General features: G+C 56.9%; 23 protein-coding genes. 12 read left to right on the top strand and 11 right to left on the bottom strand.

The window, feature by feature from the left end; translation table 11 throughout:
* Positions 1 to 48 precede the first annotated feature (48 nt).
* The 4 genes from fabF to LH86_RS01470 are packed head-to-tail and all read right to left on the bottom strand — an operon-like array spanning position 49 to position 4,495.
* Complete coding sequence (gene fabF / locus LH86_RS01485) at positions 49 to 1,332, bottom strand: beta-ketoacyl-ACP synthase II (protein ID WP_039297817.1); 1,284 nt, start codon at positions 1,330 to 1,332, stop codon at positions 49 to 51.
* An 18-nt stretch (positions 1,333 to 1,350) separates the two neighbouring features.
* Complete coding sequence (locus LH86_RS01480; RefSeq protein ID WP_039297814.1) at positions 1,351 to 2,913, bottom strand: DHA2 family efflux MFS transporter permease subunit; 1,563 nt, start codon at positions 2,911 to 2,913, stop codon at positions 1,351 to 1,353.
* On the bottom strand, positions 2,910 to 3,953 hold the full coding sequence (locus tag LH86_RS01475; protein ID WP_039297811.1) for an HlyD family secretion protein: 1,044 nt from the start codon (positions 3,951 to 3,953) through the stop codon (positions 2,910 to 2,912). Before LH86_RS01475 ends, LH86_RS01480 begins: the two co-directional genes overlap by 4 nt.
* Positions 3,953 to 4,495, bottom strand: a complete 543-nt coding sequence (locus LH86_RS01470) for a winged helix-turn-helix transcriptional regulator (protein WP_039297808.1) — start codon at positions 4,493 to 4,495, stop codon at positions 3,953 to 3,955. The genes LH86_RS01475 and LH86_RS01470 overlap by 1 nt, the downstream gene beginning before the upstream one ends.
* A gap of 272 nt (positions 4,496 to 4,767) precedes the next feature.
* Between LH86_RS01470 and LH86_RS01465 the strand changes: the two genes are divergently transcribed.
* The 5 genes from LH86_RS01465 to LH86_RS01445 all read left to right on the top strand — a co-directional run bounded on the left by LH86_RS01465 (position 4,768) and on the right by LH86_RS01445 (position 10,205).
* Positions 4,768 to 5,931: a methyl-accepting chemotaxis protein gene (locus tag LH86_RS01465; RefSeq protein WP_039297805.1), complete on the top strand. Its 1,164-nt coding sequence runs from the start codon at positions 4,768 to 4,770 to the stop codon at positions 5,929 to 5,931.
* 269 nt (positions 5,932 to 6,200) lie between these two features.
* Positions 6,201 to 7,751: a methyl-accepting chemotaxis protein gene (locus LH86_RS01460; protein WP_039297803.1), complete on the top strand. Its 1,551-nt coding sequence runs from the start codon at positions 6,201 to 6,203 to the stop codon at positions 7,749 to 7,751.
* Positions 7,752 to 7,995: 244 nt separating this feature from the next.
* Positions 7,996 to 8,847 (top strand): SDR family NAD(P)-dependent oxidoreductase, encoded by an 852-nt coding sequence (locus tag LH86_RS01455; protein WP_039297800.1) that lies wholly within the window; start codon positions 7,996 to 7,998, stop codon positions 8,845 to 8,847.
* A gap of 94 nt (positions 8,848 to 8,941) precedes the next feature.
* Positions 8,942 to 9,511 carry a TetR/AcrR family transcriptional regulator gene (locus tag LH86_RS01450; RefSeq protein ID WP_039297797.1) on the top strand — a complete coding sequence of 190 codons (570 nt, stop codon included), beginning with the start codon at positions 8,942 to 8,944 and terminating at the stop codon, positions 9,509 to 9,511.
* 16 nt (positions 9,512 to 9,527) lie between these two features.
* Positions 9,528 to 10,205 carry an NAD-dependent epimerase/dehydratase family protein gene (locus LH86_RS01445; RefSeq protein ID WP_039297794.1) on the top strand — a complete coding sequence of 226 codons (678 nt, stop codon included), beginning with the start codon at positions 9,528 to 9,530 and terminating at the stop codon, positions 10,203 to 10,205.
* On the opposite strand, the gene LH86_RS01440 is transcribed toward LH86_RS01445, so the two are convergent.
* The gene (locus tag LH86_RS01440; protein WP_039297791.1) at positions 10,202 to 11,395 is read right to left on the bottom strand and encodes a TCR/Tet family MFS transporter; all 1,194 of its coding nucleotides are present in this window, start codon (positions 11,393 to 11,395) and stop codon (positions 10,202 to 10,204) included. The two genes, LH86_RS01445 and LH86_RS01440, sit on opposite strands and share 4 nt — an antisense overlap.
* A gap of 65 nt (positions 11,396 to 11,460) precedes the next feature.
* Here LH86_RS01440 and LH86_RS01435 point away from each other — a divergent pair, with 65 nt between their 5' ends.
* Both LH86_RS01435 and LH86_RS01430 read left to right on the top strand, forming a co-directional pair.
* On the top strand, positions 11,461 to 12,099 hold the full coding sequence (locus LH86_RS01435) for a TetR/AcrR family transcriptional regulator (RefSeq protein ID WP_039297790.1): 639 nt from the start codon (positions 11,461 to 11,463) through the stop codon (positions 12,097 to 12,099).
* 64 nt (positions 12,100 to 12,163) lie between these two features.
* Positions 12,164 to 12,784, top strand: a complete 621-nt coding sequence (locus LH86_RS01430) for a LysE family translocator (protein ID WP_039297788.1) — start codon at positions 12,164 to 12,166, stop codon at positions 12,782 to 12,784.
* On the opposite strand, the gene LH86_RS01425 is transcribed toward LH86_RS01430, so the two are convergent.
* On the bottom strand, positions 12,781 to 13,554 hold the full coding sequence (locus LH86_RS01425; protein ID WP_039297786.1) for an AraC family transcriptional regulator: 774 nt from the start codon (positions 13,552 to 13,554) through the stop codon (positions 12,781 to 12,783). The two genes, LH86_RS01430 and LH86_RS01425, sit on opposite strands and share 4 nt — an antisense overlap.
* 110 nt (positions 13,555 to 13,664) lie before the next feature.
* On the opposite strand from LH86_RS01425, the gene LH86_RS01420 reads away from it, so the two are divergent.
* On the top strand, positions 13,665 to 14,774 hold the full coding sequence (locus LH86_RS01420; RefSeq protein WP_039297785.1) for a multidrug effflux MFS transporter: 1,110 nt from the start codon (positions 13,665 to 13,667) through the stop codon (positions 14,772 to 14,774).
* 151 nt (positions 14,775 to 14,925) lie between these two features.
* Here the strand turns inward: LH86_RS01420 and LH86_RS01415 are convergent, their stop codons facing one another.
* From LH86_RS01415 to LH86_RS01400, 4 genes are read right to left on the bottom strand one after another with little or no spacing between them, the layout of a single operon-like run.
* On the bottom strand, positions 14,926 to 16,371 hold the full coding sequence (locus LH86_RS01415) for an NAD-dependent succinate-semialdehyde dehydrogenase (RefSeq protein WP_039297784.1): 1,446 nt from the start codon (positions 16,369 to 16,371) through the stop codon (positions 14,926 to 14,928).
* On the bottom strand, positions 16,368 to 17,411 hold the full coding sequence (locus LH86_RS01410; protein ID WP_039297782.1) for an aldo/keto reductase: 1,044 nt from the start codon (positions 17,409 to 17,411) through the stop codon (positions 16,368 to 16,370). The genes LH86_RS01415 and LH86_RS01410 overlap by 4 nt, the downstream gene beginning before the upstream one ends.
* Positions 17,412 to 17,420: 9 nt before the next feature.
* Positions 17,421 to 17,924: a formaldehyde-activating enzyme gene (fae, locus tag LH86_RS01405; protein WP_008458495.1), complete on the bottom strand. Its 504-nt coding sequence runs from the start codon at positions 17,922 to 17,924 to the stop codon at positions 17,421 to 17,423.
* Between the two features lie 26 nt (positions 17,925 to 17,950).
* On the bottom strand, positions 17,951 to 19,312 hold the full coding sequence (locus LH86_RS01400; RefSeq protein ID WP_039297778.1) for an MFS transporter: 1,362 nt from the start codon (positions 19,310 to 19,312) through the stop codon (positions 17,951 to 17,953).
* Positions 19,313 to 19,554: 242 nt separating this feature from the next.
* On the opposite strand from LH86_RS01400, the gene LH86_RS01395 reads away from it, so the two are divergent.
* From LH86_RS01395 to LH86_RS01380, 4 genes are all read left to right on the top strand, one after another.
* The gene (locus LH86_RS01395) at positions 19,555 to 20,505 is read left to right on the top strand and encodes a LysR substrate-binding domain-containing protein (RefSeq protein WP_052045536.1); all 951 of its coding nucleotides are present in this window, start codon (positions 19,555 to 19,557) and stop codon (positions 20,503 to 20,505) included.
* A gap of 348 nt (positions 20,506 to 20,853) precedes the next feature.
* On the top strand, positions 20,854 to 21,975 hold the full coding sequence (wzz(fepE), locus tag LH86_RS01390) for an LPS O-antigen length regulator Wzz(fepE) (RefSeq protein ID WP_039297776.1): 1,122 nt from the start codon (positions 20,854 to 20,856) through the stop codon (positions 21,973 to 21,975).
* Positions 21,976 to 22,070: 95 nt separating this feature from the next.
* Entirely contained in the window at positions 22,071 to 22,769 is a 699-nt protein-coding gene (locus LH86_RS01385; protein WP_039297773.1) for an aspartate/glutamate racemase, read from the top strand.
* Between the two features lie 204 nt (positions 22,770 to 22,973).
* Complete coding sequence (locus LH86_RS01380; protein WP_039297771.1) at positions 22,974 to 24,140, top strand: MFS transporter; 1,167 nt, start codon at positions 22,974 to 22,976, stop codon at positions 24,138 to 24,140.
* Between the two features lies 1 nt (position 24,141).
* Here LH86_RS01380 and LH86_RS01375 read toward each other — a convergent pair whose 3' ends face one another.
* Positions 24,142 to 25,065 (bottom strand): LysR family transcriptional regulator, encoded by a 924-nt coding sequence (locus LH86_RS01375; RefSeq protein WP_039297768.1) that lies wholly within the window; start codon positions 25,063 to 25,065, stop codon positions 24,142 to 24,144.
* Between the last annotated feature and the right edge of the window lie 152 nt (positions 25,066 to 25,217).

Below are 25,217 nucleotides of genomic sequence, written 5' to 3'. Positions count from 1 at the left end.
GGTTCTCCCCCTCTCCCTCCCTGGGAGAGGGGCGGGGTGAGGGTCCTGTTACTCCCCGGATTCCCACCGCTTCAACAGCAGGCTCGCATTCACGCCGCCAAAACCAAACCCGTTCGACAGCGCATAGTGCAGCGCCTGCGGCCGGGCAGTAAGCGCCACCAGATCCAGCCCGGCAGCCTCTTCATCGGGGTGATGCAGATTCAGCGTCGGCGGCACAACCTGGTCACGCAATGCCTGAATAGTAAAGATAGCCTCGATGCCGCCCGCCGCGCCCAGCAGGTGACCGGTGGAGGATTTCGTTGACGTCACCGCCACCGGATGAGTACCGAAAAGCGCTTTAATTGCCGCCAGCTCGCCTTTGTCGCCGACCTGCGTCGAGGTTGCGTGCGCGTTGATATGGTCAACATCCGCGGCTGCAATACCGGCCTGGCGAAGGGCCGCTTCCATTGCTCTCCTCGCGCCGTTGCCATCTTCCGGCCCGGCAGTCAAATGCCAGGCATCCGCGCTGGTGCCGTAGCCGACCAGCTCAGCCAGCGGCGTTGCGCCACGGGCCAGCGCGTGTTCCAGGGATTCAATCACGATAAGCCCCGCGCCTTCGCCCATTACAAAGCCGTCCCGGTCGCGGTCGAACGGGCGTGAGGCGGCTTCAGGGTTGTCGTTGGAGGCGGTAGACAGCGCGCGTGCGGCGGCAAATCCGGCCAGGCTGACGCGGTGAATGGCCGCTTCTGCGCCGCCGCAAAGGGCAATATCGGCCTCGCCGCTGCGGATCAGACGGGCAGCATCGCCAATGGCCTGGGCTCCGGCGGCACAGGCGGTGACCGGGGCACCAATCGGCCCGCGGAAGCCGTGTGCGATGGACACATGTCCTGCGGCGAGGTTGGCGAGGAAAGAGGGGATAGTAAATGGCGACAGGCGGCGTGGCCCACGTTCGTCCGTGGTGCGCACGGCGTTGGCGATTTCGCCGAAGCCGCCGATCCCGGTGGCAATCACCGTCGCGGTACGATCTTTCTCTTCCTGCGAAGCCGGATACCAGCCAGCCTGTGCCAGCGCTTCATGGGCGGCAACCAACGCAAACTCGATGAACCGATCCATCTTTTTACGCTCTTTGGCGGGGATCACTGCCAGCGGATCAAAACCGTGCTCAGGATCCTGTTCAACCGACGGCACCTGACCGGCCACTTTGCAGGGAATATCCTCAACGATTTTCTCGTCCAGCGCCGAGATGCCGGATTTTCCCGCCAGCAGCGACTGCCAGACAGGCTGCACGCCACAGCCCAGCGGGCTGACGATACCCATGCCCGTGACCACAATCCTTTTCGCTGAAACGCCCATCATTATTCTCCTGAAATATCAGTGTGGCTGCGGCTTTTTCATCAATGGAACCAGCATCGCAGCAATCAAAAAACCTATCATGATCAGGTAAAAAGCATCCGAAAATGCCTGAGTTCGTGCCTCGCGCAGTGCCAGCGAGGACAAGTTTTTTAGCGCTCCGCCGGTGGCGGCATCCGGGGATAAGCCCTGTGCGGCCAGGCTGGCGGCGCTGCGCTGGACAAAGTCCGTCATCGCGAGGTTAGCGGTATTGAGATGGTCGGCCAGGCGGCTGTAGTGCAGATTGGTTCTGTCATTCAATACCGTGCCGCACAGGGCAATACCGATAGCGCCGCCGAGATTACGCATTAAATTGAACAGGCCGGAGGCAAGCTTAAGCCGCGCGGGCGGCAGGCTGCCCAGCGTTAACGTCACCGTTGGCGCAACGGCAAACTGCTGCGCAAGGCCACGAAACGCCTGCGGCAGCAGCAGTTGGTCCGCGCCCCAGTCGTGGGTGATCGGCACGAAGCTGTACATCGAAATAGCAAAGCCGACCAGCCCGGCCATCAGCAGCCAGCGGAGGTCCACGCGGTTCGCCAGCCAGGAATAAAAGGGTATCGACATCACCTGGAACAGGCCGGTGGAAAACACCGCCAGGCCGATTTCCAGGGCGCTAAAGCCGCGCACGGTGCCGAGATACAGCGGCGTTAAATAGATCGTGGCGAAAATGCCCACCCCGGCCATAAACGAGAAATAGCAGCCGAGGCTAAAGGTTCTGTCCTTGAGTGCCCGGAGATCCATCACCGGCTGGGTGTGGCGAAGCGTTCGAATAATAAAGGCGATGCCGCACAGCAGCGCTATCCAGCCGGTTGTGGCGATGGTGTTGTCGTCAAACCAACCCCAGCGTGGGCCTTCTTCCAGGGTGTATTCCAGGCAACCGAGCGAGGCTGCCAGCAGCAAAATACTGAAATAGTCCGCGCCGCGCAGCAGCGAGAAATCAGGGCTATCCACCTTCACCAGCAGCGGCACGGCGACGGCGATGTAAATTCCCGGGATGACGTTGATAAAGAACAGCCAGTGCCAGTTGAAGTTTTCGGTGATCCAACCGCCGACGGTGGGGCCAAGCGTCGGGGCCAGCGAGGCCAGGCCGCCGATGGTCGCGGCGGCAATAACGCGCTGTTTGCCCTGAAAGAAGGCGAAGGCGGTGGTAAACACCAGCGGGATCATCGAGCCGCCCGCCAGCCCCTGCAGGGCGCGGAAGGCAATCATGCTTTGAATATTCCATGCCCAGCCGCACAGCAGGCTCATCAGGGTGAAGCCTGCCGCCGAGGCGGCAAACAGCCAGCGCGTGGACATCACGCGCGCCAGCCAGCCAGACAGCGGAATAATAATGATCTCGGCGATCAGGTAGCTGGTCTGCACCCAGACGGTTTCGTCATCCCCAGCCGAAAGGCCGCCGCCGATGTCACGCAGCGATGCGGAGACGATTTGGATATCAATCAGCGCAATAAACATCCCTACGCACATGCTGGCAAAGGCGAAGATCTTTTTTGCCATTGGCATAGAGATGCCCTGCGGCATCGGTGCGGCCTGGGCGGTGCTCATCGTGTGCTCTTTTGATCAACGGTGACGATGACCGACAGGCCTGGACGAAGCACATCCAGTTTTGCGCCGTCACCTTCCAGCGCGATCCGCACCGGCACTCGCTGAACGATTTTGGTGAAGTTCCCCGTGGCGTTTTCCGCCGGAAGAATGCTGAACCGGGAGCCGGTTGCCGGGGAGACGCTGGCAATGTGGCCTTTAAAGGTGTGGTTTGGCAGCACGTCGGCCACCACGGTCACCGGTAAACCAGCCCGCATGTGCGCCAGCTGGTTTTCCTTGAAGTTGGCATCGACCCAAAGCCCCTGAGAAGGCACCAGCGAGAGCAACTGCGTGCCGCTAGTCACAAAGGAACCCGTCCACGCGCGGCGGTTGCCGATCACGCCGTCGAACGGGGCGCGAATTTCGGTATAGCTGAGATTCAGCTTCGCCATCGCCAGGTTAGCCTGCGCCTGTTCCAGCGCGGCCTGGGTTTGTTTTTCACGGGCATCAAGCACCGCAAGCTGGCGCTGGGCCACGGCTTTGTCGGCCAGGGCTTTGCTTTGTTCCGCTCGTGCCCGGCGATAATCCGCCGAAGCGTTGTCGCGTATCTGGGCTGAAATGGCGCTCGAGGCTTCCAGGGCGTTATAGCGGCGGTTGTCGTTGGCCGTTTTGTCCGTTGCCGCCGCCGCTGCCGCTAAGGAAGCGGCAGAACCTTCGATTGTCACCTGTTGTAGCTGGCGCGTGGCGGCGATGTCCGCCAGGGCAGCCTGCTGGGCGGCAACTTCGCCGAGGGCTTTGGCCAGCGCGGCCTGGTAATCACGGTCGTCAATGCGGATCAGCAGATCGCCTTTTTTCACCGCCATGTTGTCCTGCACCGCAATCTGCTGAATGTAGCCGGAGACTTTGGTTGAAATGGCGCTGATATCCCCGCCGATGTAGGCGTCGTCGGTAGACTGAATAAAGCGCCCGCTGTGCCACCACCATGTGCCATAGCCTGCGGCTGCCAGTACCGCAGCGCCAAGCACGGTCAGCGTAATCAATTTTTTCTTATGGGCGGCGTTCATCACTGGGGTTCTCTGTACGGTTCTGGCTGGAATTTAAGCCCGGCGTCACCGGCGTGTTTACGCTGCAGGTAGTCGTGGCGGTATTTCATCATCGGTGAGGCCACCGGGCCCGGCACCATGGCGTATTTTCCTGGCTCAATCGGCTCACCGGTTTCTTTATCGGTAAGAATGGGTTCTACCGGGCGCTGGGTTTCGCGCTCAACCAGCTGCATCTGCCGCCCTTCGGGCGCGAAGTGGCGATTGCCCCATTCCGCCAGCGCCAGAATCACCATCCGGAAATCGCGCCCGCTCTGGGTGAGGTGATATTCGTAGCGCGGCGGCGCGCTGCTGTAGCAAACCTTCTCCAGTAAGCCATCATCAACCAGCTCTTTCAGGCGGCGCGAAAGAATATTGGGCGCCACGTTGCTGCTCTTCTGGAACTCATCGAAGCGGGTAAAACCGGCCAGGGCATCCCGCAGGATCATGATGCTCCAGCTGTCGCCGATACGGCCAAGGCTGCGGGCAATGGGGCAGGGAGCGCTGCACAGAGGTTCGTTTTTCATGGATCGATCCGTTTACGGGTTAGCGTCTGGCGACAAATTGGCATAGTGACTTTCAAAATGCAAGTGACTTGCTGAAGCATGGAATAAAGTGACTTTGTCGTAACGTCACGGATATATTCAGAAAAGCGTCGTTCTTAAACGAAAAGTGCGGATTTAAAATCTTTTCAGTTGGCTTATGTCGGGATTAAACGCTGATTTATTTTATAAGATGGCTTTTCCATAAATCCAGGTAATAAATAATATACCCGCCCAAGTCTCGTACAGGATTACCTATGCTTAAGAATGCCAGCGTTCGGAGCGTTATTGTCTATTTTTTGGCAATATCCTTTTTAGTTATAGATTTCCTGGCATATGCTTTATCAGCCAGCGTGCTTGTTTTAGCCATGCTTAATATTGCCTGGGTTGTCTTACTATTCTCCCTGTGGACGTATATGACGATATATCTTGTACGGCCCATTAATAACGTTAAGCGCAGTATTGATGAAATAAATTCGGGGAATTTATCGGTCCATATTCCTGTGTTTGGTAATAATTGCGCCGGACGACTGATCCCGGGCATAAATACACTTTCCGCCGAAATTACTACCCTGGTAATGGATATTCGCAGGTCGTCCCAGTCGGCCAAAGCGCTCTCGGAAAGCCTGGCGCACCAAAGCGCCACGCTGTCGGTGAAAACCGAGCAGCAGTCGGCGATGCTGATTCAGACGGCATCGAGCATGGAACAGATTTCCGCCGGGACAAAAAACAATGCCGACAGCACTCGCGAGCTGAGCGACATCACCAGCGGCGCGCACCGTTCAGCCAACCACGGCAGCGACCTGATGCAGAAGCTGACCAGCAACATGACCTCGATAACCGATTGTGCCAATAAGATGACGGAAATTATCACCATCATCGACAGCATTGCCTTCCAGACCAATATCCTGGCGTTGAACGCCGCGGTGGAAGCCGCTCGTGCCGGGGAGCACGGCAAAGGCTTTGCGGTGGTGGCCGGTGAAGTCAGGAACCTGGCCCATAAAAGCTCTGAGTCGGCCAAGAACATTAAGTCGTTAATCGATATCACCAACCAGAATGTCCTCCAGGGCGCAAGCCTGGTCTCCGAAGCGGAAAAAAATATGAAGGATATTGTTTCCGGCTCAGAAAATATCGACGCGCTGATGGGGCATATTTTTATCTCCACCAACGAACAGGAAAAAGGCATTCAGCAAATTACTACGGCGCTCTCCGAGCTGGAGAAAGTCACCCAGGGGAACGTGGCGGTGGTGGAAGAACTGGCCGGATCTTCAGAAGTGCTGAATAAACAAGTGTTCGAGCTGGAAAAAAGAACCAGCAGCCTGCATCTGGGGGAAAGCGATGAGGCGAGCGTAATATTGTCGCCCCAGCTGGCTCCGCGTCGGGCATTAAAAAGAGAAGAGGAACACTGGCAGGCGTTTTAATCGTTAACTTTAGAGCAAATAATAAAAGGCTCCTTCGCATGAATATGCCGGGGCCTTTTATTTTTCACGGATCTTTTCATTGTGACGCGGATCACATTAAAGCATTGCTTCGGGTCAAAATGCTGATTTATCGACCGTTCCCCCCTGGTTTTTGCCTGCAGAAATAAGCGTGACCTCCGATATCGATTAACAACGTGGTTACAAAACACGCCATTCCCTCACGCCAGGCGTCGGGGGCACTCCGGGATGTGGTTTTCTAAGGAACGAGAATGAAACTAAGTAATTTGCGTGTAGGCGTCAGGCTGAGCGGCGGTTTTTTCCTGCTGTTATTTTTGATGATTTTGATGGGGATCGGCGCCAGCCTGTTCAGTCGGAACAATGTTCACGCCGTCGATGAGATGATTAACCAGCATTTGCTGAAGGAAAGGCTGGTCGAGGAATGGCTGGCGCAGGTCGATAAGAGTAGTGGGAACGCTATCGCGGCAATGGGAACTGAAAATGCGATGTTGCGTAAAAAACTGCTCGCCAGCATTGCTCAGAATTCCGCGGTAACCACCCGAGTCCAGTCCGAGCTCACGTCTTTGATTGCGTTGGAAACCGGCAAGCATCTGCTGGCTAACCTTGTCCCCGTGCGAGAAAAGTATTTGCAGGTTCGTTCCGAAGGGTTGGCCCGGTCTGAGCGAAGTGAACATGAGGGCATGGATACCTATATCTCGGAACGTTTTATTCCGATAAGCGAAGAATACCGGCAGGGGCTGCAGGCTCTGCTGGATTTCCAAAAACAGCTTATCGACAACACGCATGCCAGCATTCAGAAAAACTCGCGTAATAATGAGCTGCTTATGTTGCTGCTCGTCGCGCTGGGTGTGGCACTGGGGGCGGCAACGGCCTGGTACATAACCCGCAGTATTACGCATCCGCTGCAGCAGGCAGTTAACGTTGCCGGTAGGGTGGCGCAGGGCGATCTCACCGCCAAAGTGCAAGTGCATGCGAAGGATGAGCTGGGGCAGCTCATGCATTCATTGCAGGAAATGATTACTTCGCTTGGGAGTACGGTGAGGAACGTCAGCACCGGTGCGGAAAGTATTGCCCTGGCTGCGGATGAAATTGATGCCGGCAACCAGGATCTCGCCTCACGAACAGAGGAACAGGCGGCGAGCGTCGAGCAAACTGCCGCGACGCTAGAGCAGTTAACATCGACGATCAAGAGCACCGCCAGTAATGCCCATCGGGTGAATACGTTGTTTAATGAGTCCGGAGAAATGGTCAAGGCCAACAGCGAACGCATGCATGTTGTTGCCGATGCAATGGGCGAAATCCATGCTGATGCAGGCAGAATGACCGATATCATCACGGCCATTGAAGGGATTGCGTTCCAGACCAATATCTTGGCATTAAATGCCGCCGTTGAGGCTGCCAGAGCCGGTGAGCAGGGGCGTGGTTTTGCCGTGGTAGCCGGGGAAGTGAGAACGCTGGCGCAGAGAAGTTCGGCTTCCGCGAAAGAGATTCGTGACATCATTAGCGCGTCCGTGAACAAAATTACCGATGGTCGTAAGCTGGTCACAGAAGCGGATGAGGGGATGCAGGACATCGTTGAAAACGTTGCCCGCGTGCAGCAACTGGTGGATGAAATTGCCCGCGCGAGTCATGAGCAAAGCGACGGCATCGCGCAAATTAATGCTGCGATGGGGCAGATTGATACCACCACTCAGCAAAACGCCTCTCTGGTTGAGCAGTCCTCCGCGGCCAGCGGTTCCCTGAAGGAACAGTCCGGCATGCTGATTAACAGTATTCGGGTTTTCACGCTGCACGGCGCATAGTGTTTTTAGTTTTGGGGCAGAAAATGCCCCTTCTTCAAAAAAAATCCGATCCCAGCGAATTGATAAATCTGTCTTTTCTTCTCATTCCCGTCTGACCAGGGAGTAAATTTCATTTCCGCGTATTGCAAATTAAATCGCCAGTTTTATAATTGAGTGAGTGGTCAGTCATTTAATGATTGGCCACAATACTTACCATCAACAGCCGCCAGGCCACGCGCCGCGCTGATCAACCGAGGATACAAAGATGACGTCTAAAACTGAAAAGTGGTTTATCACCGGGGCTTCCGCTGGCCTGGGCCTGGCGCTGACCCATCGCGTGCTGGAGGCGGGCAACACCGTCGTGGCCGCAGTGCGGAACCCTGCCGCTTTGGCCGATCTGCAGCAGCAGTATGCCGCGCAGCTTATTGTTGAAAAGCTGGATGTGACCGACTTTGCCAGCTTGCCCGCTGTCGCCAAAAAGCACGGTGATAGCGATGTCGTCGTCAATAACGCCGGAGGGGCGATTATCGGTGCGATGGAAGAGTTCACCGGGCAGGAAATTGAGCATCAGCTTGCCCTGAACCTGCTTTCTCCGGTGCATATCACTCGCGCATTCTTGCCCGCTTTTCGCGCCAAAAAACAAGGCCGCCTGATTTACATCACCAGCATGGGCGGGCGCGTCGCGTTCCCTGGCGGAGCGTTCTACCACGCGGCGAAGTATGGCCTGGAAGGGTTTGCTGAAAGCACCGCGCAGGAAGTGGCGGAGTTCGGCATTAAAGTGCAAATCATCGAGCCGGGTTCGATTAAAACTAACTTCCAGGCGAATGTGCGCTGGACGGAAGAGTCCGAAGCCTACAAAAACGGCACCGTGGGGCAGCTGCGCCGCTGGATTGCCGGGCATGGCGAAGAGAGCAACGCCGGTGACCCGCAGAAAATGGCCGACGCCATTTATAGCCTGAGCCAGCAGGCGGAGCCGCCGCTCAGAACCGCGCTGGGTGCGGATGCATTCCAGATCCTCAAGGGCAGCTATGAGAAGAACCTGCAGTCGCTGGAAGATCAAAAAGCGCTGTCTGCCTCGGTGGTGATCGAAGGCAAAACCGGGTTTATTCCCGAGTAATGTGCGCTTCCGCCCTCGCGGGAGCAAAGCTCAAACCCCGGTGGCTAAATCTATTACACTATCCGGATATTTTATTGACCCCGGAGACGCTGGAATGGCAAGACCCCTAAGCCCGCAAAAACAGGCGGCACTTCTGGACGCCGCGGTGGCGATTATTGCGGAAAGCGGTTTGTCGGCCACCACGGCCAGCATTGCGAAACGAGCGGAGGTGGCGGTAGGCACGCTGTTTACCTACTTCCCGACGAAAGATCAGTTGCTAAACGAGGTCTATTTAAAACTGAAGCAGGATATGTCCGATCTGCTGGTGGCTGGCTATCCAAAGGAGGCCGACTTCCGCACGCAGATCCTGCACATCTGGCGCGGTTACACGGAATGGGCGCTGAAGAATCCCGAAGGAAAGCAGGTTCTCAGGCTGCTCACAGTGTCGGATCTACTGACCCCGGAAACGCTCGCCAGCACGCCGGAGGCGCTGAATCAGGCGGATAAGATGTTTGATGAGGCTATTAAACAGTCGCTGTTTGTCACCGACAGCAAAACGTTTATCTACGCCATTATTCAAAATATTTCTGATGCCACCAGCGAGCAAATCGTCAGGCATCCGGCAGACAAAGAGAAGTTGCTGCAGCTAGGTTTTCGCATGATGTGGCATGCCCTTGCGGCTTAACTCACAGGAAATTCTCATGAAAATTGTGATTGTAGGCTCCGGCGGCATGGTCGGGCAGGGCGTCCTGCTGGCGAGCCTGGCGGCAAAAGACGTGACCGACATTATTCTGCTCGTCAGGACGCAGCCAGCGGGCGAGCACGATCCCCGGATTCGGTACGTGGTGAACGGTGATTTGCTGGCGTTTGACGCGGCCGATCCGCTATTCCGCGATGTGGATGCCTGTTTCTTCTGCGCCGGGATCAGTTCATCCGGCGTCAGTGAAGCTAAGTATCGGCAGATAACCTACGACATGACGCTGCGGGTAGCGGAACAGCTCAAATCTCACAGCCCGCAGATGAAGTTTGTTTATGTCTCTGGCGCGGGAGCAGACAGCAGCGGGAAAAGCTCGCAGATGTGGGCTCGCGTGCGGGGCGAAGTGGAAAACGCATTGCTGGCGCTGTTCCCGGGCAAGGCCGCTATCTTCCGCCCGGCGTTTATTCTGCCGACGCCGGAAGTGCAGTCCCGAACCCCGGCCTATCGACTGTTCTACACCGTTATTGCGCCAGTGATGCGCCTTATCAGTGCCACCACCGGGAAGCGCTTTTTATCAATTATCGACATCGGCAACGCCATGCTGAATATCACGCGTTTTGGCGTGAACAAAACCATTATGGCGAAGCCCGATATCGTGGCCTGTGCCGACCGCCGGAACTAGGCTGGATCTTGCGCTGCCTGTCTGCCGCGGGTGCTGAATAACACCAGCGGCACGGCAATGGCGTACACCACGATCACCGACAGCCAGATAGCGCCGGGCCACGAGTCCTGCACCACAAAGTAGAAGCTTGAGAAGCCCAGCGGGGCAATGATAGACGCCAGGCTGACCGCCGAGGCGAGAATCCCCTGCAGCTGACCCTGGCTGGCTTCATCCACCTTCCGGGTGGCTAGCGCCTGCAGGGCCGGGGTGCCAACGCCGCCCAGCCCGAACAGCGGCATAATCAGAAACACCTGCCAGCCTGCTTGTACAAAGGCCAGCATCGTCAGTGCAATACACGAGCTAAAAATGCCAAACAGCACCGCGCCGCGCTCCCCCAGCCAGCGGGTTATCGGGCCGGGAAGCAGCGCCTGCGTCAGCGTCTGGCAGATACCGTAAGCCCCCAGCGAAAGCCCAATCCACAGCCCGTTCCAGCCGAAAGTATCTGTCCCCCAAAGCGCCCAGCAGGTGCCGTACACTTCGCCGGTTGCGCTCAGAATGAAAAATACCATCGCAATCGGGATAAGCCCTTTCAGGGTGAAAATTCGACGAAGAGGCTGCAGGGGATTGAGTACGGCAAAACTGAACCGCTGGCGGGCGGGTTCGCGGGATTCCGGCAGCATAAACAGCGCCATCAGCAGGTTAACGGTGTTGAGCACGGCAGCCGCAATAAACGGCAGCCGTACCCAGGCATCGCCCAACAGTCCGCCAAGCACCGGGCCGATGATAAACCCGGCCCCAAACATGGCGTTAAACAGCCCGAAGCGACGGGCGCGTTTATCCGCCGGGGTGACGTCGGTGATATAAGCCATCGCCACCGAGACGTTAGCGCTGGTCAACCCGGCAATGGCACGGCCCAGCAGCAGCATCCACAGGTGCGGGGCGAAGGCCATGATCAGGTAGTTCACGGCGGCCCCGATAAGGGAAACGAGCAGCACGGGACGGCGGCCATAGTTGTCGCTCATCGCCCCCAGCAGCGGGGCGAAAACAAACTGCATCAGGGCATACAGCGCGGTCATGATGCCGATCCAGTGGGCGATATCCGGGGTGTGCGTCACCTCTTCCAGCAGGCGTGGCAGAATAGGAAAGATCAGGCCGATGCCAACGGCATCCAGGCAAATGGTGGAGAAAATCACGACCAGCGCTTTGTTCATGTTTACCTGTACTAAGTACCAATATATACTCAGTACATAATTATCTATTCCACAGGATCCTGTCAATGTCCGTCGATCGCCGAACCCTTAACCGACTCGCCACCCGCCAGAAAATATCTAACGCTGCCACCCGGCTATTTCTGGAAAAGGGCTTTGAGCAGGTGACGATTGATGAAATCGCCGCGGCGGCAGGGGTTGGGAGAATGACGGTGTTCAACCACTTCCCGCGCAAAGAGGAGATGTTCTTCGACCGCGAAGAAGAGGGGCTGGAGATGCTGCGTTGTGCGCTGAGTCAGCGGGATAAAAACACGGGGCCGCTGGAAGCGCTGCGCCGCTTTGCTCACCACCTGATTGCACAAAATAGCCCGGTGGTGGCTTTCTCCGTGGCGGGCCAGGGCTTTGTCTCGACGATTGAGAACAGCCCGGCGCTGAAAGCGAGAGCCAGGGAGATTCGGGATGAATTTACCCAGGCGCTGGCGCATGAGCTGGCCGCCGGGGCTGGCCTTGAAAAAAGCGACCCGCAAACTCAGCTGGCGGCGGGCCTGGTGCTGGCCACGTGGAGCGCGGCGCTGATTCAGGCTCACCGGACTTTTAGCCAGACGCTGAGCAATACCGCCGCTGCTGCCGTGTTTCTTGAGCTGATCGACAGGGGAACTGCGGGCGTTATTGCGGCAATGAACGGGACAGTTTACGGCGAAAAATAACGGCATCAGGGCATTGTCGGCTGAGCTGAATTTCAGTAGATTTATTGTTTTCGGAGTCAGAAAAATGTCCGTCACCGATGCGCTTCTTGCTTTCACGCTAGCCGCCACGCTGCTCACGCTTACCCCCGGTCTTGATACCGCGCTTATCCTGCGAACCGCCGCCGCCGAAGGGGGCAAAAAGGCCTTTCACGCCGCGCTGGGCATCGACGTAGGCTGTTTTGTCTGGGGGGCGCTGGTTGCCTTCGGGCTTGGCGCTCTGCTGGCGGTGTCTGAATTTGCCTACACTTTGCTGAAGTGGTGCGGTGCCGCGTATTTGTGCTGGCTGGGTATTCAGTTGCTGTTGCGCCCTCGCCAGAGTTTCAGCCTCGCTTCTGCGGAATCAACCCGAGCCAACAACTGGTTTTTGCGCGGCATGCTCGGCAACGTGCTTAACCCGAAAATGGGCGTGTTCTATGTCTCTTTCCTGCCGCAGTTTATCCCCTCCGGCCATTCCCCGATCCTCTGGACTTTCCTGTTGGTTTCTATTCATGCGGTGCTCGGTACGCTGTGGTCGCTGACGCTGATTCTTGCCACGCGCTACGCTTCCGGTGTGCTCAGAAAACCTGGGGTCGTAAAGTGGATGGATCGCATCACCGGCTGCGTGTTCCTGCTGTTTGCCGCGAAGCTGGCCATCAGCCGTCGTTAAGTCTGTTTCGCCGTCAGCATACCTGGTGTCTGGCCGGTCATGCTGCGGTAAAAATAGATAAAGGCGCTATCGCTGGAAAAGCCGAGTGTTCCGGCAACAACAGTGACTTGTGCGTGGCTGGCCAGCATTTCCACCGCTTTCATTAAACGCCACTGCTGCCGCCATGGCTGGTAGGATAGGCCGGTTTCCCGGAGGAAAATACGGCCAATGGTGCGTTCACTTGCGCCGGTTACGGTGGCCAGTTCGTTGAGCGGCGGCGGCAGCGTGTCGCCCGTCAGGTGGCGCAGCCGCTTATCCTGCGGGAAGCGCAGCGTCATTGGGACTTCTTTTGCGGCATTCAGTTCCGCCACGCACAGGGCGGCCATGTGCATCTGGGCGCCTTGTTCCCAGTCCGTTTCCCAGGGGCTGGCCGAAATCCTTTCCAGCAGTTCATTGAGCAACGGCGTGACGTTGAGCACCAGCGCGGTGGAGGGCAGGGTGGGGTAACGCTTCATATCAAACCAGATTGAGCGGTAGGCCACGCTACTTTTCATTTCGGCTCGATGGCTGACGCCGCCGGGGAGCCAGGCGACTTTACCCGGCGGCAGCAAAGAGAGTATCCGGCCTTCATCCAGCGTGAGCTTCACGCAGCCTTCCCGGGTAAACAGCAGTTGCCCCATCCGGTGCCGATGTAGCCCGGAATCATGATCTCCGAGTTCAGCCTGCACCCCAATCACGCCGCGATGCAGCGCGTCAGGGTTAAATTCTGCATCCGCACTTAGCCAGCTCATTATGTCTGATTTCCGATATTAAATGTCCTGATGTTTATAATGGTGTATTTGCCGTTTGCCTACAATAGCGCCTCTTTTAAGGAGGATGCAGGGTGAACATACCTCGTGGCATGGCGCTCTTAACGGCGCTGCTGATGTTTCCGCAGATTGTGGAAACGCTTTATAGTCCGGCGCTGACCGATATCGCCCGACATTTTTCCGTTACTGCTCAGGACGCGGGCTGGACGCTCTCGCTGTACTTTTTTGGTTTTGCCGTTGGGGTGCTTTTCTGGGGAAGGATCTGCGATCTTCTGGGCCGTAAACCGGCGCTGCTGTTGGGGCTGTTTTGCTATACGACAGGTGCGGTTGCCGCGCTGTTGACGTCGCATTTTATGCTGTTGTTGGCGGCCAGGATGCTGGCGGCTTTTGGCGCGGCCACCGGATCGGTCGTGACCCAAACGGTGCTGCGCGATCGTTTTAACGGCAGCGAACTGGCGCGAATATTTTCCTTTATGGGAATCGCGCTGGCGGTGAGCCCGGCGCTGGGTCTTTGGCTGGGGGGGATACTTGTTTCTGCCGCAGGTTTCGAAGGCGTCTTTTATCTGCTGGCTGGTGTGGCCATTGCTCTGCTGGCCTGGAGTGCGTGGCAGCTTGGGGAAACGAGACCGCCACAGCATGCCCGGCAAGGGGTTGTCGAGGTGATGTGGCGTCTGCTGCGGGACAGGCAGATCTGGCGGGCAACCGGGCTGGTGGCGTTGTTCAATGTCAGCCTGTTCAGTTACTACAGCCAGGCGCCTTTTCTGTTTCAAACCTTAGGTTTTGGGCCTGCTGCTTTTGGCCTGACGGGGAGCGTGCTGGCGCTGGGCTCTCTGGCGGGGGCGCAGCTTAATCATCTGCTGATGAAGCGGAATTTAAGCGCCAAAGCGTTGCTGAATGTAGCGAGCGGCATTGGGCTGGTGGGGAGCGTTGGCGTCTGGGGACTGATGCACAGCATTTGGTTTTTGACACCGATGTTTTTGGTGATGGTCGCATTCTCAATGGCGATTCCGGTGGTGCTGGGCACCGCGCTCAGTGCCTATGCTGATTGTCGTGGCACGGCCGGGGCATTGTTCGGCTTTGCTTACTATTTACTGATCGGCATTGGCCTGATGGTGTCCGGCTGGGGTCAGCAGTTGGGGATCACGCTGGGGATATGCACCGTGGGGGTGGTGCTGGTGGGGCGGGGATATAGGCCGGGGTAATGTTATTGATCCCCTCTCCCTGGAAGGGAGAGGGGATCAATTGCGTACTACTCTGTTGATTTCCCCCTCTCCCCTGTGGGGAGAGGGCCGGGGTGAGGGGCTTTCCTGCGGAACAGAACCATAACCGAGCCAACTCAAACCATATTTGCTGCTACAGCAATCCCCCCAGATTCACATATTTAGTTTCCAGATACTCTTCCATCCCGCAGTCGGATCCTTCGCGGCCCAGGCCCGACTCCTTCACGCCGCCGAAAGGCGCGACTTCCGTGGAAATTATGCCTTCGTTAACGCCAACCATACCGCTTTCCAACTGCTGGGTGACGCGGAAGGCGCGAGCCAGATCGCGGGTATAGAGATAGGCTGCGAGGCCAAACGGCGTGGCGTTGGCGCGCCCAATCGCCTCCAGCTCGCCGCTGAAGCGGAAGCAGGCCGCCAGCGGGCCGAAGGTTTCCTCGCGGGCCAGAAGCATGGCTTCGGTAGCGTCCGCCAGCACGGTAGGCTGGTAGAACGATGCGCCGAGGGCGTGTCGCTCGCCGCCGCACAGCAGACGTGCGCCGTGCGCAAGGGCGTCCTTCACGTGGGCTTCCACTTTCTCAACCGCTTTCTGGTGGATCAACGGCCCCTGCTGGGCACCCGGCGTCAGGCCTGGGGCAACTTTCAGCGCCCGCGCGGCGGCAGCGAGTTTCTCAACAAACTGCTCATACACGCCGGCCTGGATATAGAAACGGTTAACGCACACGCAGGTCTGCCCGCTGTTGCGGAATTTGGCGGCCATCGCGCCCTCTACGGCGGCGTCAATGTCCGCATCGTCAAAGACGATAAACGGCGCGTTACCGCCCAGCTCCAGCGACAGTTTTTTCACAGTATCCGCCGCCTGACGCATCAGTAACTTGCCGGTTGGCGTGGAGCCGGTAAAGGAGATTTTACGCACCGTTGGGCTGGCCATCAGCGTACTACCGATTGCCACGGTATCACCGGTGACGGCGTTAATCACGCCCGCCGGGACGCCTGCCTGTTCGGCCAGCACGATAAGCGCGAAGGCCGAGAGCGGTGTTTCGTTCGCCGGTTTAATCACGGCGGTGCAGCCTGCAGCCAGCGCAGGGCCGAGTTTGCGGGTCAGCATCGCCAGCGGGAAGTTCCACGGGGTAATAGCCGCGACTACGCCAACGGGCTCCTTGAAGGTAAGGATTTGGTTACCCGCTTTTGTGGAAGGAATAGTTTTGCCGTTGGCACGTTTGGCTTCCTCGGCAAACCATTCGATAAAGCTGGCGGCGTAGGTCACTTCACCTTTGGCTTCCGCCAGCACTTTGCCCTGTTCGGTGACCATCAGTTCCGCCAGTTCAGCCTGGTGCTCCACGATCAGCGCGAACCAGCGCTGGAGGATCTGCGAGCGGGCTTTGGCGGTTAATGCTCGCCAGGCGGGCAGGGCCGCATGGGCAGCGGCGATGGCCGCCTCGGTCTCTTTTGTTCCAGCGTTGGCTACCTGAGCCACTACTTCATCGGTGGCCGGGTTTAATACGGCATAGCGCTCGTCGGCGTCCCGCCATTCACCGTTGCAGTACCAGCCGGTACGAACCAGTGCGTCAAAGCTGCTCATGCGATATTCCTTGTGGTTACGTTGTCGATAAACAGGCCGCGAGCGGCGCGGCTCTCACGCGCAATACGTTTGCCTGCGGTGTAGTCGTTGATGACGTCGCACGGCGTGTAGTTACGCTCCAGTTCGTAGCGCTCATCTTCATCCAGCGTGGTGCCGAGCGCGGCAATGGCGCTGTCAATTTGCTGAACGGAATCCGCGCCAACCAGCATGCAGTCCACGCCAGGATGGTTCAGGACCCACGCCTGAGCAATTTGCGCCGGAGGCAGGCCGCGCAGCTGAGCCACATGGCTGACGGATTGCGCGACGTTGCGGGAAGTGATATCCGCATACATTTCCTGGGTGAAGAAGTCGGTCTGGTTGCGCACGGAGGTAAAGTCACAGCTCAGCAGGCCGCGGGCGAGCGGGCTAAAGACTGACACGCCCAGCCCCTGGTCGCGGCAGAAGGGGATCATTTCCCGCTCTTCTTCGCGGTAGGCGCAGTTCAGCTGCAACTGCATGTTGATGGGTTTTGCGTAGCCGTAGCGCTCGCAGCACCAAAGGATTTTCGCCAGTTGCCAGGTGTACATGGTGGAAACGCCGACGTAGCGCGCTTTGCCGCTGCGCACGATCTCGTTCATTGCCGCCCAGGTTTCTTCGACAGGCGTATTTACGTCGAAGTAGTGCAGCATGTAGATATCGACGTAGTCGGTGCCGAGGCGCTTCAGGCTGCCGTCGATGCTTTCCATGATGTGCTTGCGTGAATGGCCCTGGTTGTTAAAGCCGGTGCCGATGGGGTAGCCGACTTTGGTGGTGAGGACCAGGTCATCGCGGCGGGCAATGCGTTTTAGCACGTTGCCGACCACTTCTTCCCCTGCGCCGCTGGAGTAGAAGTCCGCGAGGTCGATAAAGTTGATGCCTGATTCAAGCGCGTGGCGAATCAGCGGCTCGCTTTGCGACTCGTCAAAAATCCACGGTTTCCACTGTTTGCTGCCCATGTTCATGGTGCCGAGGCACAGGCGAGAGACTTTCAGGCCGCTGTGGCCCAGGTTGACGTATTCCATTTCGCCTCCTCAGGCTTTTGGGGTGTAGAAAGGGTTGCCGAGCTGCGGCAGGGCGTCGGCAATCTGGCTGCGCTGCGGCAGTTTGCCCATTGCCGCGCGGATAGCCTGGCGGCAGGCGCGGTAGTTGTTGTGGTACACCTCGTCGATATCGTTGCAGCCGGGGTTTACCCAGTTGGCGGTGACGATACACCAGTTGTCTTCCGCTTCCGGCGGCAGCGTGCCATCCAGCAGTGCTTCGGTAACTGCTTTGGCAATGGCGGCCTGAGAGGCGCCCCAGGTGGCATTGCCGTGCAGTTCGCCGCTGATCTCCGCTTTGTTGACGTACAGCGTCATCGGTTTGGCCGGAACGTTAGGTTTGATCACCACCATAAACGGGCAGTGACCCTGGCTGGGTGAAGCGAGGCTGCTGGAAAACGCCTGACCAACCACGCCGCTGCGTGGGCCAATCATGATGTTGATGTGCGAGGCGTTAACGCCGTTACCTTCAAACCCTTCTCCGATATACATTTCCACGAGACTTCTCCTGTTAAGCGTGAGCGTTATTTAGCCGGTTCAGCGGCGGCATTGCCGTGGCGCTGGGCCGGATCGTGAGCGGCATCGACCAGGGTTAATCCTTTGGTTTCAGGCGCCCAGGCGAGAGAGACGATGGCACCGATGACGAGGATCAGCGCCAGCATGCCGGTGGTGGCCTGCATGCCGTAATTCAGAATGGCCAGCGGCAGTAAACCGGTACCGATGGCAGAACCGAGGCGGCTCATGGAGGTGGCAAAACCGACGCCCATTGAGCGCACTTCCGTCGGGAAGCTTTCTGCCGGGAAGACGCCCACCAGATTGCTGACCGCCGACATCACCAAAGTGAATGCGGCAAAGAACAGAATTAGCCAGCCGGACTGGCTGACCGGAATGATGCTGAGCATCACCAGGCAGGCGGCGAGGAAGACAAATGAACCGATCAGGAAGCCACGACGTGAGCAAACGACGGTCAACAGGATCCCCACGAGGGCGCCGACGATCAGCAGGGCGTTCAGCAGCAGGTCGGTGGTGAAGTTATTGTTCAGGCCCATCACCTGCAGAATCGACGGCAGGAAGGTGTAGATGGCGAAATACGGGATCACCAGGCAGACAAAAAACAGACTGTTGAAGGCGGTGCGGCGGCGGTATTTCGGCCCGAACAGCGACATAAAGCGCTGTTTTGAGGCGACCGGGGCTTCATCCACTAGCAGCACGTTAGGGCCGAAGTGTTTATGGACAATCGCCATCGCTTCTTCTCGTCGCCCTTTGCCCATCAGCCAGCGTGGGGATTCCGGCGTGCCGATGCGCATCAGCAGAATAATCAGCGCGGGTAGAGCGGAAGAAGAGAGCAGCCAGCGCCAGGCGTCCGGCCCAAGCGCCGTCAGGAAGTGCCCGGCAAAGCCTGCGGCCACGTAGCCAAAGGTCCAGATCACGCTGAATGAACCGAGCAGGACGCCTCGGTGTTTACGCGGGGAAAACTCCGCCAGCATGGTGTGGCCGACGGAGAAGTCGCCGCCGAGGCCGATACCAACCATTACCCGCAAGAAGAACAACTGTTCTGGCGTGGTGGCGAAAAACTGCAGCGCCGAAGCGAGCGTGATCACCACGAAGCTGAAGCAGAAGATCTTCTGGCGGCCAACGTAATCGGAGATCCAGCCCAACACCAGGCTGCCGAGAAACAGGCCGATCAGCGCCGAACTGCCGAGCATCCCTTCCCAGAAGGGCGTTAACCCCATTTGAGGTTTGATTTGGGCCAGCGCGAAGCCAATGACGCCGAGCACGTAGCCGTCGGTAAAGTGTGCGCCGAAGGTCAGGCCGGCGATTTTGATATGGAAACGGTTTAACGGCACGTCATCCATACGGGTGTACTGTTGTGTCAGGTGGGACATAACGCCTCCTCCTGTGAGGTGGTTTTGTAGGGTATTTGTATTTTTTATGTTTCAAATTCGTTAACAATGTGGCAGCAAAACACATCAGCAGGCGAGTGTGTTTTAGTCATACCCCCAGGCGAAAAACGCATGTGATCCTCCTCCTGTTTTGCAGAAATAGGTGCGGCGAGGGATGGCGTTTCAGGGCAGGTTAGAAACATATTATTAACATGACTGGCGCTTGCCCGCGGATAATGACAACAATGAGAAAACTCCCGTCACTCAGTATGTTAAGGGTCTTTGAAGAGACCTGCCGGACGCTTAGCTTTAGCAAGGCTGCGCAGGCCTTGTGTATTACCCAGAGCGCAGCCAGTCGGCAAATCAAACAGCTCGAAGCGTTTCTCGGAAAACTGCTGTTTGTGCGGACCCACAGTGGGCTGGAGCTAACCCAGGATGCGATGTTGCTGCTGCCGGTAGTGCGCCAGTCGCTGGATATTCTTGAAGAGGGCATTTGCCGCGTTCAGCTTCGCAACCCTTTCCAGCACCTGCGCCTGCAGGTTGCCCCGACCTTTGCCACCCGCTGGCTGGCTCCAAGGCTGGTGGCGCTTCGCCAGCGCAATGGCCAGCTACAAATTGCCCTTATCAGCGAAACCCGGCAGAAATACAGCGATTTTGACTGCGCCATTCGTTTTGGTACCCGCCAGGAAAGCGAAGGCAGGGGGCAGTGGCTGTGTCATGAAAAACTGTTGCTGGTGGCTAGCCCGCTGCTGATGATTGATGGTGTTTTTCCGCCGCTGGCCTCGCAGCCGCAGTTGCACATTCTTAACGGCGACATCCGGCTGGATAACTGGTCGCGCTGGCTTGCGGCGACGGGAGAAAAGGACAGCCTGCTTTCCGGCGGGCTAGAGTTCAGCACTGAGGATCAGGTGATCAACGCCTGCGTGACCGGCGCGGGCTATGCGGTGCTCGATCGGATGATGGTCCGCAACGAGCTGCGTGGGGGATTATTGGTGCCGCTGGCGGAGCTGGAGCTTGAGAGTGGAAATGGTTACTGGCTGGAGATCCCCCAGGGCAAGCGGGAACTGCCGCGAGTAGGCTATTTTTGTGACTGGGTGCAGGCGGAAATCGCCCGGTTCTGGGAGGAAGAAGAGCTGGTTACTCCCCAGGTAAGCATTTTTCCTCCTGCCGAAGAAGCTATCGCCTTTCCTCACTAATTCATCAGTGTAACATTTTGTTATTATTCACTGATGTTTCTCAACGTTTCGTGAGCACGCATCAACACAATCCCCTTCATGTAGCACCCGCCCACAAGAAATGGTGCGCTGGATCTCATTTCTATTTTTGAGAAAAAAACAAATCTCAATATTGGTTGGTTGTTTTTAAGATTATTCTTGGTAATAATGCCCAAAAAACGCCCTTTTCACAAAACTACGTGCAGTGCTTTTAGCGCGTGGTGTTAAATACCAGTAATTAAATTGTTGTTACTTTTTTTTGCTCTGTGTTCAATCTATTAATTCCCTAGAGGAATAATTTCACCTGGCACCTATTATGAGTTGGTTAACATGTCCGCAATTGAGTTAAAAAGTGCTCCACTGGAAGATATTCGTGCTTTTCCTGTAGTCACTGAACAGAAACAGGAAATTGACCTGCTCGAGCTATTGGGATCTCTTTACGCAGCCAAAAAAACGGTGGCTTTCATCACGGTTGTTGCCGCTTTTGTTGGGCTGATATTTAGTTTTCTATTGCCTCAAAAATGGTCTAGCCAGGCCATTGTTACCCTTCCTGAGTCGTCCCAACTGATTGAACTTCGCCGGGCAACGGTACAACTTTCCGTGCTGGACGTTGCTACAAATGTTGATGCTGAGCATATTTATCAAAATTTCCTGAAGGATTTTGATTCCCAGGCATTGCGTGAAGCGTATTTAGCCAACTCTGACTATGTTAAACGCCTCGTCGATGCCAAAAATGCGGATAATAAAGCCATATTGCATCGCGCCATTCAGGAGACTGCTGCCAGATTTAAAGCGGTAAATAATGCGGATCCTAAGCTTACCAACGCGACATACTATTCTTCATGGACGTTAAGCTTCACCGGGCCGAACGCAGAAGAATCCCAGGAGGTACTGGGCAGCTACATTGATTTTATTACTCAGCGTGTCAACCAAGACGTAGTTCAAAACTTACGCTATGCCGTTGAATTAAAAAGTGCAGCGGAGAAAGACAAACTGCAGTTGGATAGGGTAAATCTTGAGAATCAGCATAAAGTGAATATCCAGCGACTGGGTTACTCCCTGGAAGTGGCCAACGCTGCTGGAATTAAGAAACCGGTATACAGCAATGGGCAAGCAGTTAAAGACGATCCTGACTACTCGGTTGCGTTGGGTGCTGATGGCCTGGCTGAAAAATTGAAAATTGAATCGTCGCTTAAAGATGTGGCGGAATTAAACGCCAGCGTTCAAAACCGTGAGTACTATTTGAGTAAGCTGTCGCAGGTCAAAATTAACGACGTAAACTTCCAGCCGTTCCGCTATCAGATGAACCCATCTTTACCGTTGAAAAAAGAAGGGACTGGAAAATCCATCGTGGTCATTGCGGCTACGCTGATTGGCCTGATGGGGGCATGCGGTTTTGTACTGCTGCGTAACCTTGTATCCAGCAGAAAGACCAGGCTGGACGTTGTTTAAACCTCACATGTTGTAGCCCTGAGCCTCCTGATGGAGGCTTTTTTATTCTCTGGATACGAGTTATAACCGGAGGGAAATGGCAACAGGGGATAGGAATGAAAACGATTGGGCTGCTGGGCGGCATGAGCTGGGAATCGACGATTCCCTATTACCGGTTAATTAACGAAGGGATTAAACAGCGTCTGGGCGGGCTGCATTCGGCCAAAATTGTGCTGCACAGCGTCGATTTTCACGAGATTGAGGCCTGCCAGTCTGCGGGTGAGTGGGACAAGGCCGGTGAGATGCTGGCCGACGCGGCACTGGGGCTGCAAAAGGCCGGTGCCGAAGGCATTGTGCTGTGTACAAACACTATGCACAAAGTCGCGGAGCATATTGAATCCCGCTGCTCGCTGCCGTTTCTGCACATTGCCGACGCCACCGGGCGGGTAATTGCAGCGCACGGAGTAAGCCAGGTGGCCCTGCTGGGCACGCGCTACACCATGGAACAGGACTTTTATCGTGGCCGCCTGCAGGCGCAGTTCGGGATCCGCTCGATTATTCCTGACGCCTCTCAGCGTCAGCGTATCAACCAGATAATCTTCGATGAGCTCTGCCTCGGGGTGATTAACCCTGAGTCGAAGCGCTATTACCAGCAGGTGATTCAGGCACTGCAGGCGCAGGGGGCGGAAGGGGTTATTTTCGGCTGTACCGAAATTGGCCTGCTGCTCAGCCAGCAGGATTGCCCGCTGCCGGTGTTTGATACCGCCGCCATCCACGCCGCCGATGCAGTTCGCTTTATGTGCGGTGATGAGTAAGATTTTATCCTTTTATATCAATTGAATAAGTGGAAATACCGTTTTCCCCCCACGACGAGCCGGGTCATGCCCGGCCGCTAATGTGTTATAAATTTGTTATGTAGCGCACATTATTCCAAAAAGCTGCTCCTCTGAAATCCTCACTTTGCAGGCCGCTGCATTTCGTAATGGTCTTTCATCATGTTCGTAACCGGGAGTTATACAATGCCTGTTTCCTTACTGGCGCTGGCGATGAGTGCGTTTGCCATCGGCACGACGGAGTTCGTGATTATGGGGCTGCTGCCCGAAGTGGCAGGGGATCTCCATGTCTCCATTCCCGTCGCCGGCTGGCTAATCAGCGGCTATGCGCTGGGGGTCGCCATCGGCGCGCCCATCATGGCGCTGCTGACCGCCCGACTGCCGCGCAAGCTGTCGTTAATTTTGCTGATGGTGATTTTCATTGTTGGCAACCTGTTGTGCGCCCTTGCGCTGAGCTACAACTTCCTGATGCTGGCCCGCGTTATTACGGCGCTGTGCCACGGCGCATTCTTCGGGATTGGCGCAGTCGTAGCGGCAAGTCTCGTACCCGCGGGGCGTAAAGCTTCGGCGGTGGCGCTGATGTTCACCGGCTTAACGCTGGCTAACGTGCTGGGCGTGCCGATTGGCACCTGGTTCGGGCAGCTTTACGGCTGGCGAGCTACTTTCTGGGGCGTGGCCGTTATCGGGGTGATTGCGTTCCTGGCGCTGGTGGTGAGTCTGCCGTCGCAGAAAGATGAAGAGGCCACCGACTTAAAAAGCGAAATCAAAGCGCTGGCGCACGGCAAGCTTTGGTTGTCCCTCTGCATGACAGTGTTCTTCTCTGCGGCGATGTTCGCGCTGTTCAGCTATGTGGCGCCGATGCTGTTGCAGGTAACGGGCATTACGCCAGAGGGCGTGAGCTGGACGCTGTTCCTGATTGGTGCGGGGCTGACGGTGGGGAACATTTTGGGCGGACGGCTGGCGGACTGGCGGGTGTCGTTCAGCCTGATCCTCAGCTTTAGCCTGATCGCGGTCTTCTCGTTGCTGTTCAGCTGGACAAGCCACGCCGCATGGCTGGCGGAAATTACGCTTTTCCTGTGGGCGATGGCGGCATTTGCTACCGTACCGGCGCTGCAAATCAACGTGGTGCTGCACGGCAAAGAAGCGCCGAATCTGGTGTCCACGCTGAATATTGCGGCCTTTAACGTGGGCAATGCGCTCGGTGCCTGGGTGGGCGGCACGGTGATTGACCGTGGCTTCGGCCTGACTGCGGTGCCGGTCGCCGCGGCTGCGCTGGCAGTAGTTGGCCTGATACTTTGCCTGATTAACTTTAGCAACGGCACGGGGCATCAGCAGCCGGTGACTGAGCAATAAGCTAGCGGTTAAGCAGCGCGTTGAGCGGGTCGCTATAGAGATGCATGTTGTGCTGTAAGTGGTCGCTGAACGCGCTGACCAGCGCTGATACCGGGCGGTGCAGGGGCCGAATCAGGCTGATGGTAAAAGGCACCGCCACGCTGAACCGGCGTACCACCACGCCGCGTTCATGATAATCCAGCGCGGTTAACGGGTTGACGATAGACACCCCAGCCCCTGCCTGAACCATCGCGCAGACGGACGCGGCGCTGTGCGTTTCCACCACCATTCTTCGCTTGACGTCATGTTCCTGAAACAGCGAGTCCAGCAGCTGGCGATAGCTGTCGGTCCGCGACAGGCTGATGTAATTCTCCCCGGCAAAATCCTGCGGCGTGAGTTCTGCTTTCGCGGCCAGTTTGTGCCCGGCGGGCAGCACGCAAACTTCATTCAGAGTGAGTAGGGTCTGGCGTTCCGTTCCGGCAGGCGTGGTGATGTTTTCCGTCAACCCCAGGTCGTGGCGCTGGGCAGACAGCCACTCTTCCAGCAGCGGGGATTCCTGCGGCACGATGTTCAGGCTGAGTTCCGGGTAGCGGGCCAGAAACGGCTGCATCAGGCGCGGTAAAAAGGACTGAGAAAATACCGGCAGGCAGGCGATGGACAGTTCGCCCTGGCGGAACTCACGCAGGCTTTCGGCGGCATTAATAATACGATCCAGCCCGTACCAGGAGCGCTGAACCTCTTCAAACAGCCTTAACCCCTGAACGGTGGGGTAAAGACGGCCCCGGCTGCGCTCGAACAGCTGCAGGCCGATGAGCTTTTCAAAGCGCGCCAGCTCCCGGCTGACCGTGGGCTGGGAGGTGTGCAGCAGGCCTGCGGCTTCGGTGAGGTTGCCGGCCGTCATCACGGCGTGGAAGATTTCGATGTGGCGCAGGTTGATGGCTGGCATGGTGTTATTCCGCTGATGTTGTTTACGCTCACCCTGGCCCTCTCCCCTCTGAGGAGAGGGGTAGGGTGAGGGGCGTTCTCTAAACCATATCATATTTGAATAGACTCGCTAGAAAACGATATTTTTTATCCCTCACTCTCTGTGGCGTAATA

The sequence above is a fragment of the Cedecea neteri genome, from assembly GCF_000758325.1.
Classification (GTDB): Bacteria; Pseudomonadota; Gammaproteobacteria; order Enterobacterales; family Enterobacteriaceae; genus Cedecea; species Cedecea neteri_B.
This window is presented reverse-complemented; position numbering and strand designations above follow the sequence as displayed.

What these genes read in the sequence shown, in the direction of transcription:
- fabF (WP_039297817.1), bottom strand. Translation starts at nt 1,332, where the DNA reads ATGGGCGTTTCAGCGAAAAGGATTGTGGTCACGGGCATGGGTATCGTC.
- LH86_RS01480 (WP_039297814.1), bottom strand. Translation starts at nt 2,913, where the DNA reads ATGAGCACCGCCCAGGCCGCACCGATGCCGCAGGGCATCTCTATGCCA.
- LH86_RS01475 (WP_039297811.1), bottom strand. Translation starts at nt 3,953, where the DNA reads ATGAACGCCGCCCATAAGAAAAAATTGATTACGCTGACCGTGCTTGGC.
- LH86_RS01470 (WP_039297808.1), bottom strand. Translation starts at nt 4,495, where the DNA reads ATGAAAAACGAACCTCTGTGCAGCGCTCCCTGCCCCATTGCCCGCAGC.
- LH86_RS01465 (WP_039297805.1), top strand. Translation starts at nt 4,768, where the DNA reads ATGCTTAAGAATGCCAGCGTTCGGAGCGTTATTGTCTATTTTTTGGCA.
- LH86_RS01460 (WP_039297803.1), top strand. Translation starts at nt 6,201, where the DNA reads ATGAAACTAAGTAATTTGCGTGTAGGCGTCAGGCTGAGCGGCGGTTTT.
- LH86_RS01455 (WP_039297800.1), top strand. Translation starts at nt 7,996, where the DNA reads ATGACGTCTAAAACTGAAAAGTGGTTTATCACCGGGGCTTCCGCTGGC.
- LH86_RS01450 (WP_039297797.1), top strand. Translation starts at nt 8,942, where the DNA reads ATGGCAAGACCCCTAAGCCCGCAAAAACAGGCGGCACTTCTGGACGCC.
- LH86_RS01445 (WP_039297794.1), top strand. Translation starts at nt 9,528, where the DNA reads ATGAAAATTGTGATTGTAGGCTCCGGCGGCATGGTCGGGCAGGGCGTC.
- LH86_RS01440 (WP_039297791.1), bottom strand. Translation starts at nt 11,395, where the DNA reads ATGAACAAAGCGCTGGTCGTGATTTTCTCCACCATTTGCCTGGATGCC.
- LH86_RS01435 (WP_039297790.1), top strand. Translation starts at nt 11,461, where the DNA reads ATGTCCGTCGATCGCCGAACCCTTAACCGACTCGCCACCCGCCAGAAA.
- LH86_RS01430 (WP_039297788.1), top strand. Translation starts at nt 12,164, where the DNA reads ATGTCCGTCACCGATGCGCTTCTTGCTTTCACGCTAGCCGCCACGCTG.
- LH86_RS01425 (WP_039297786.1), bottom strand. Translation starts at nt 13,554, where the DNA reads ATGAGCTGGCTAAGTGCGGATGCAGAATTTAACCCTGACGCGCTGCAT.
- LH86_RS01420 (WP_039297785.1), top strand. Translation starts at nt 13,665, where the DNA reads ATGGCGCTCTTAACGGCGCTGCTGATGTTTCCGCAGATTGTGGAAACG.
- LH86_RS01415 (WP_039297784.1), bottom strand. Translation starts at nt 16,371, where the DNA reads ATGAGCAGCTTTGACGCACTGGTTCGTACCGGCTGGTACTGCAACGGT.
- LH86_RS01410 (WP_039297782.1), bottom strand. Translation starts at nt 17,411, where the DNA reads ATGGAATACGTCAACCTGGGCCACAGCGGCCTGAAAGTCTCTCGCCTG.
- LH86_RS01400 (WP_039297778.1), bottom strand. Translation starts at nt 19,312, where the DNA reads ATGTCCCACCTGACACAACAGTACACCCGTATGGATGACGTGCCGTTA.
- LH86_RS01395 (WP_052045536.1), top strand. Translation starts at nt 19,555, where the DNA reads ATGAGAAAACTCCCGTCACTCAGTATGTTAAGGGTCTTTGAAGAGACC.
- LH86_RS01385 (WP_039297773.1), top strand. Translation starts at nt 22,071, where the DNA reads ATGAAAACGATTGGGCTGCTGGGCGGCATGAGCTGGGAATCGACGATT.
- LH86_RS01380 (WP_039297771.1), top strand. Translation starts at nt 22,974, where the DNA reads ATGCCTGTTTCCTTACTGGCGCTGGCGATGAGTGCGTTTGCCATCGGC.
- LH86_RS01375 (WP_039297768.1), bottom strand. Translation starts at nt 25,065, where the DNA reads ATGCCAGCCATCAACCTGCGCCACATCGAAATCTTCCACGCCGTGATG.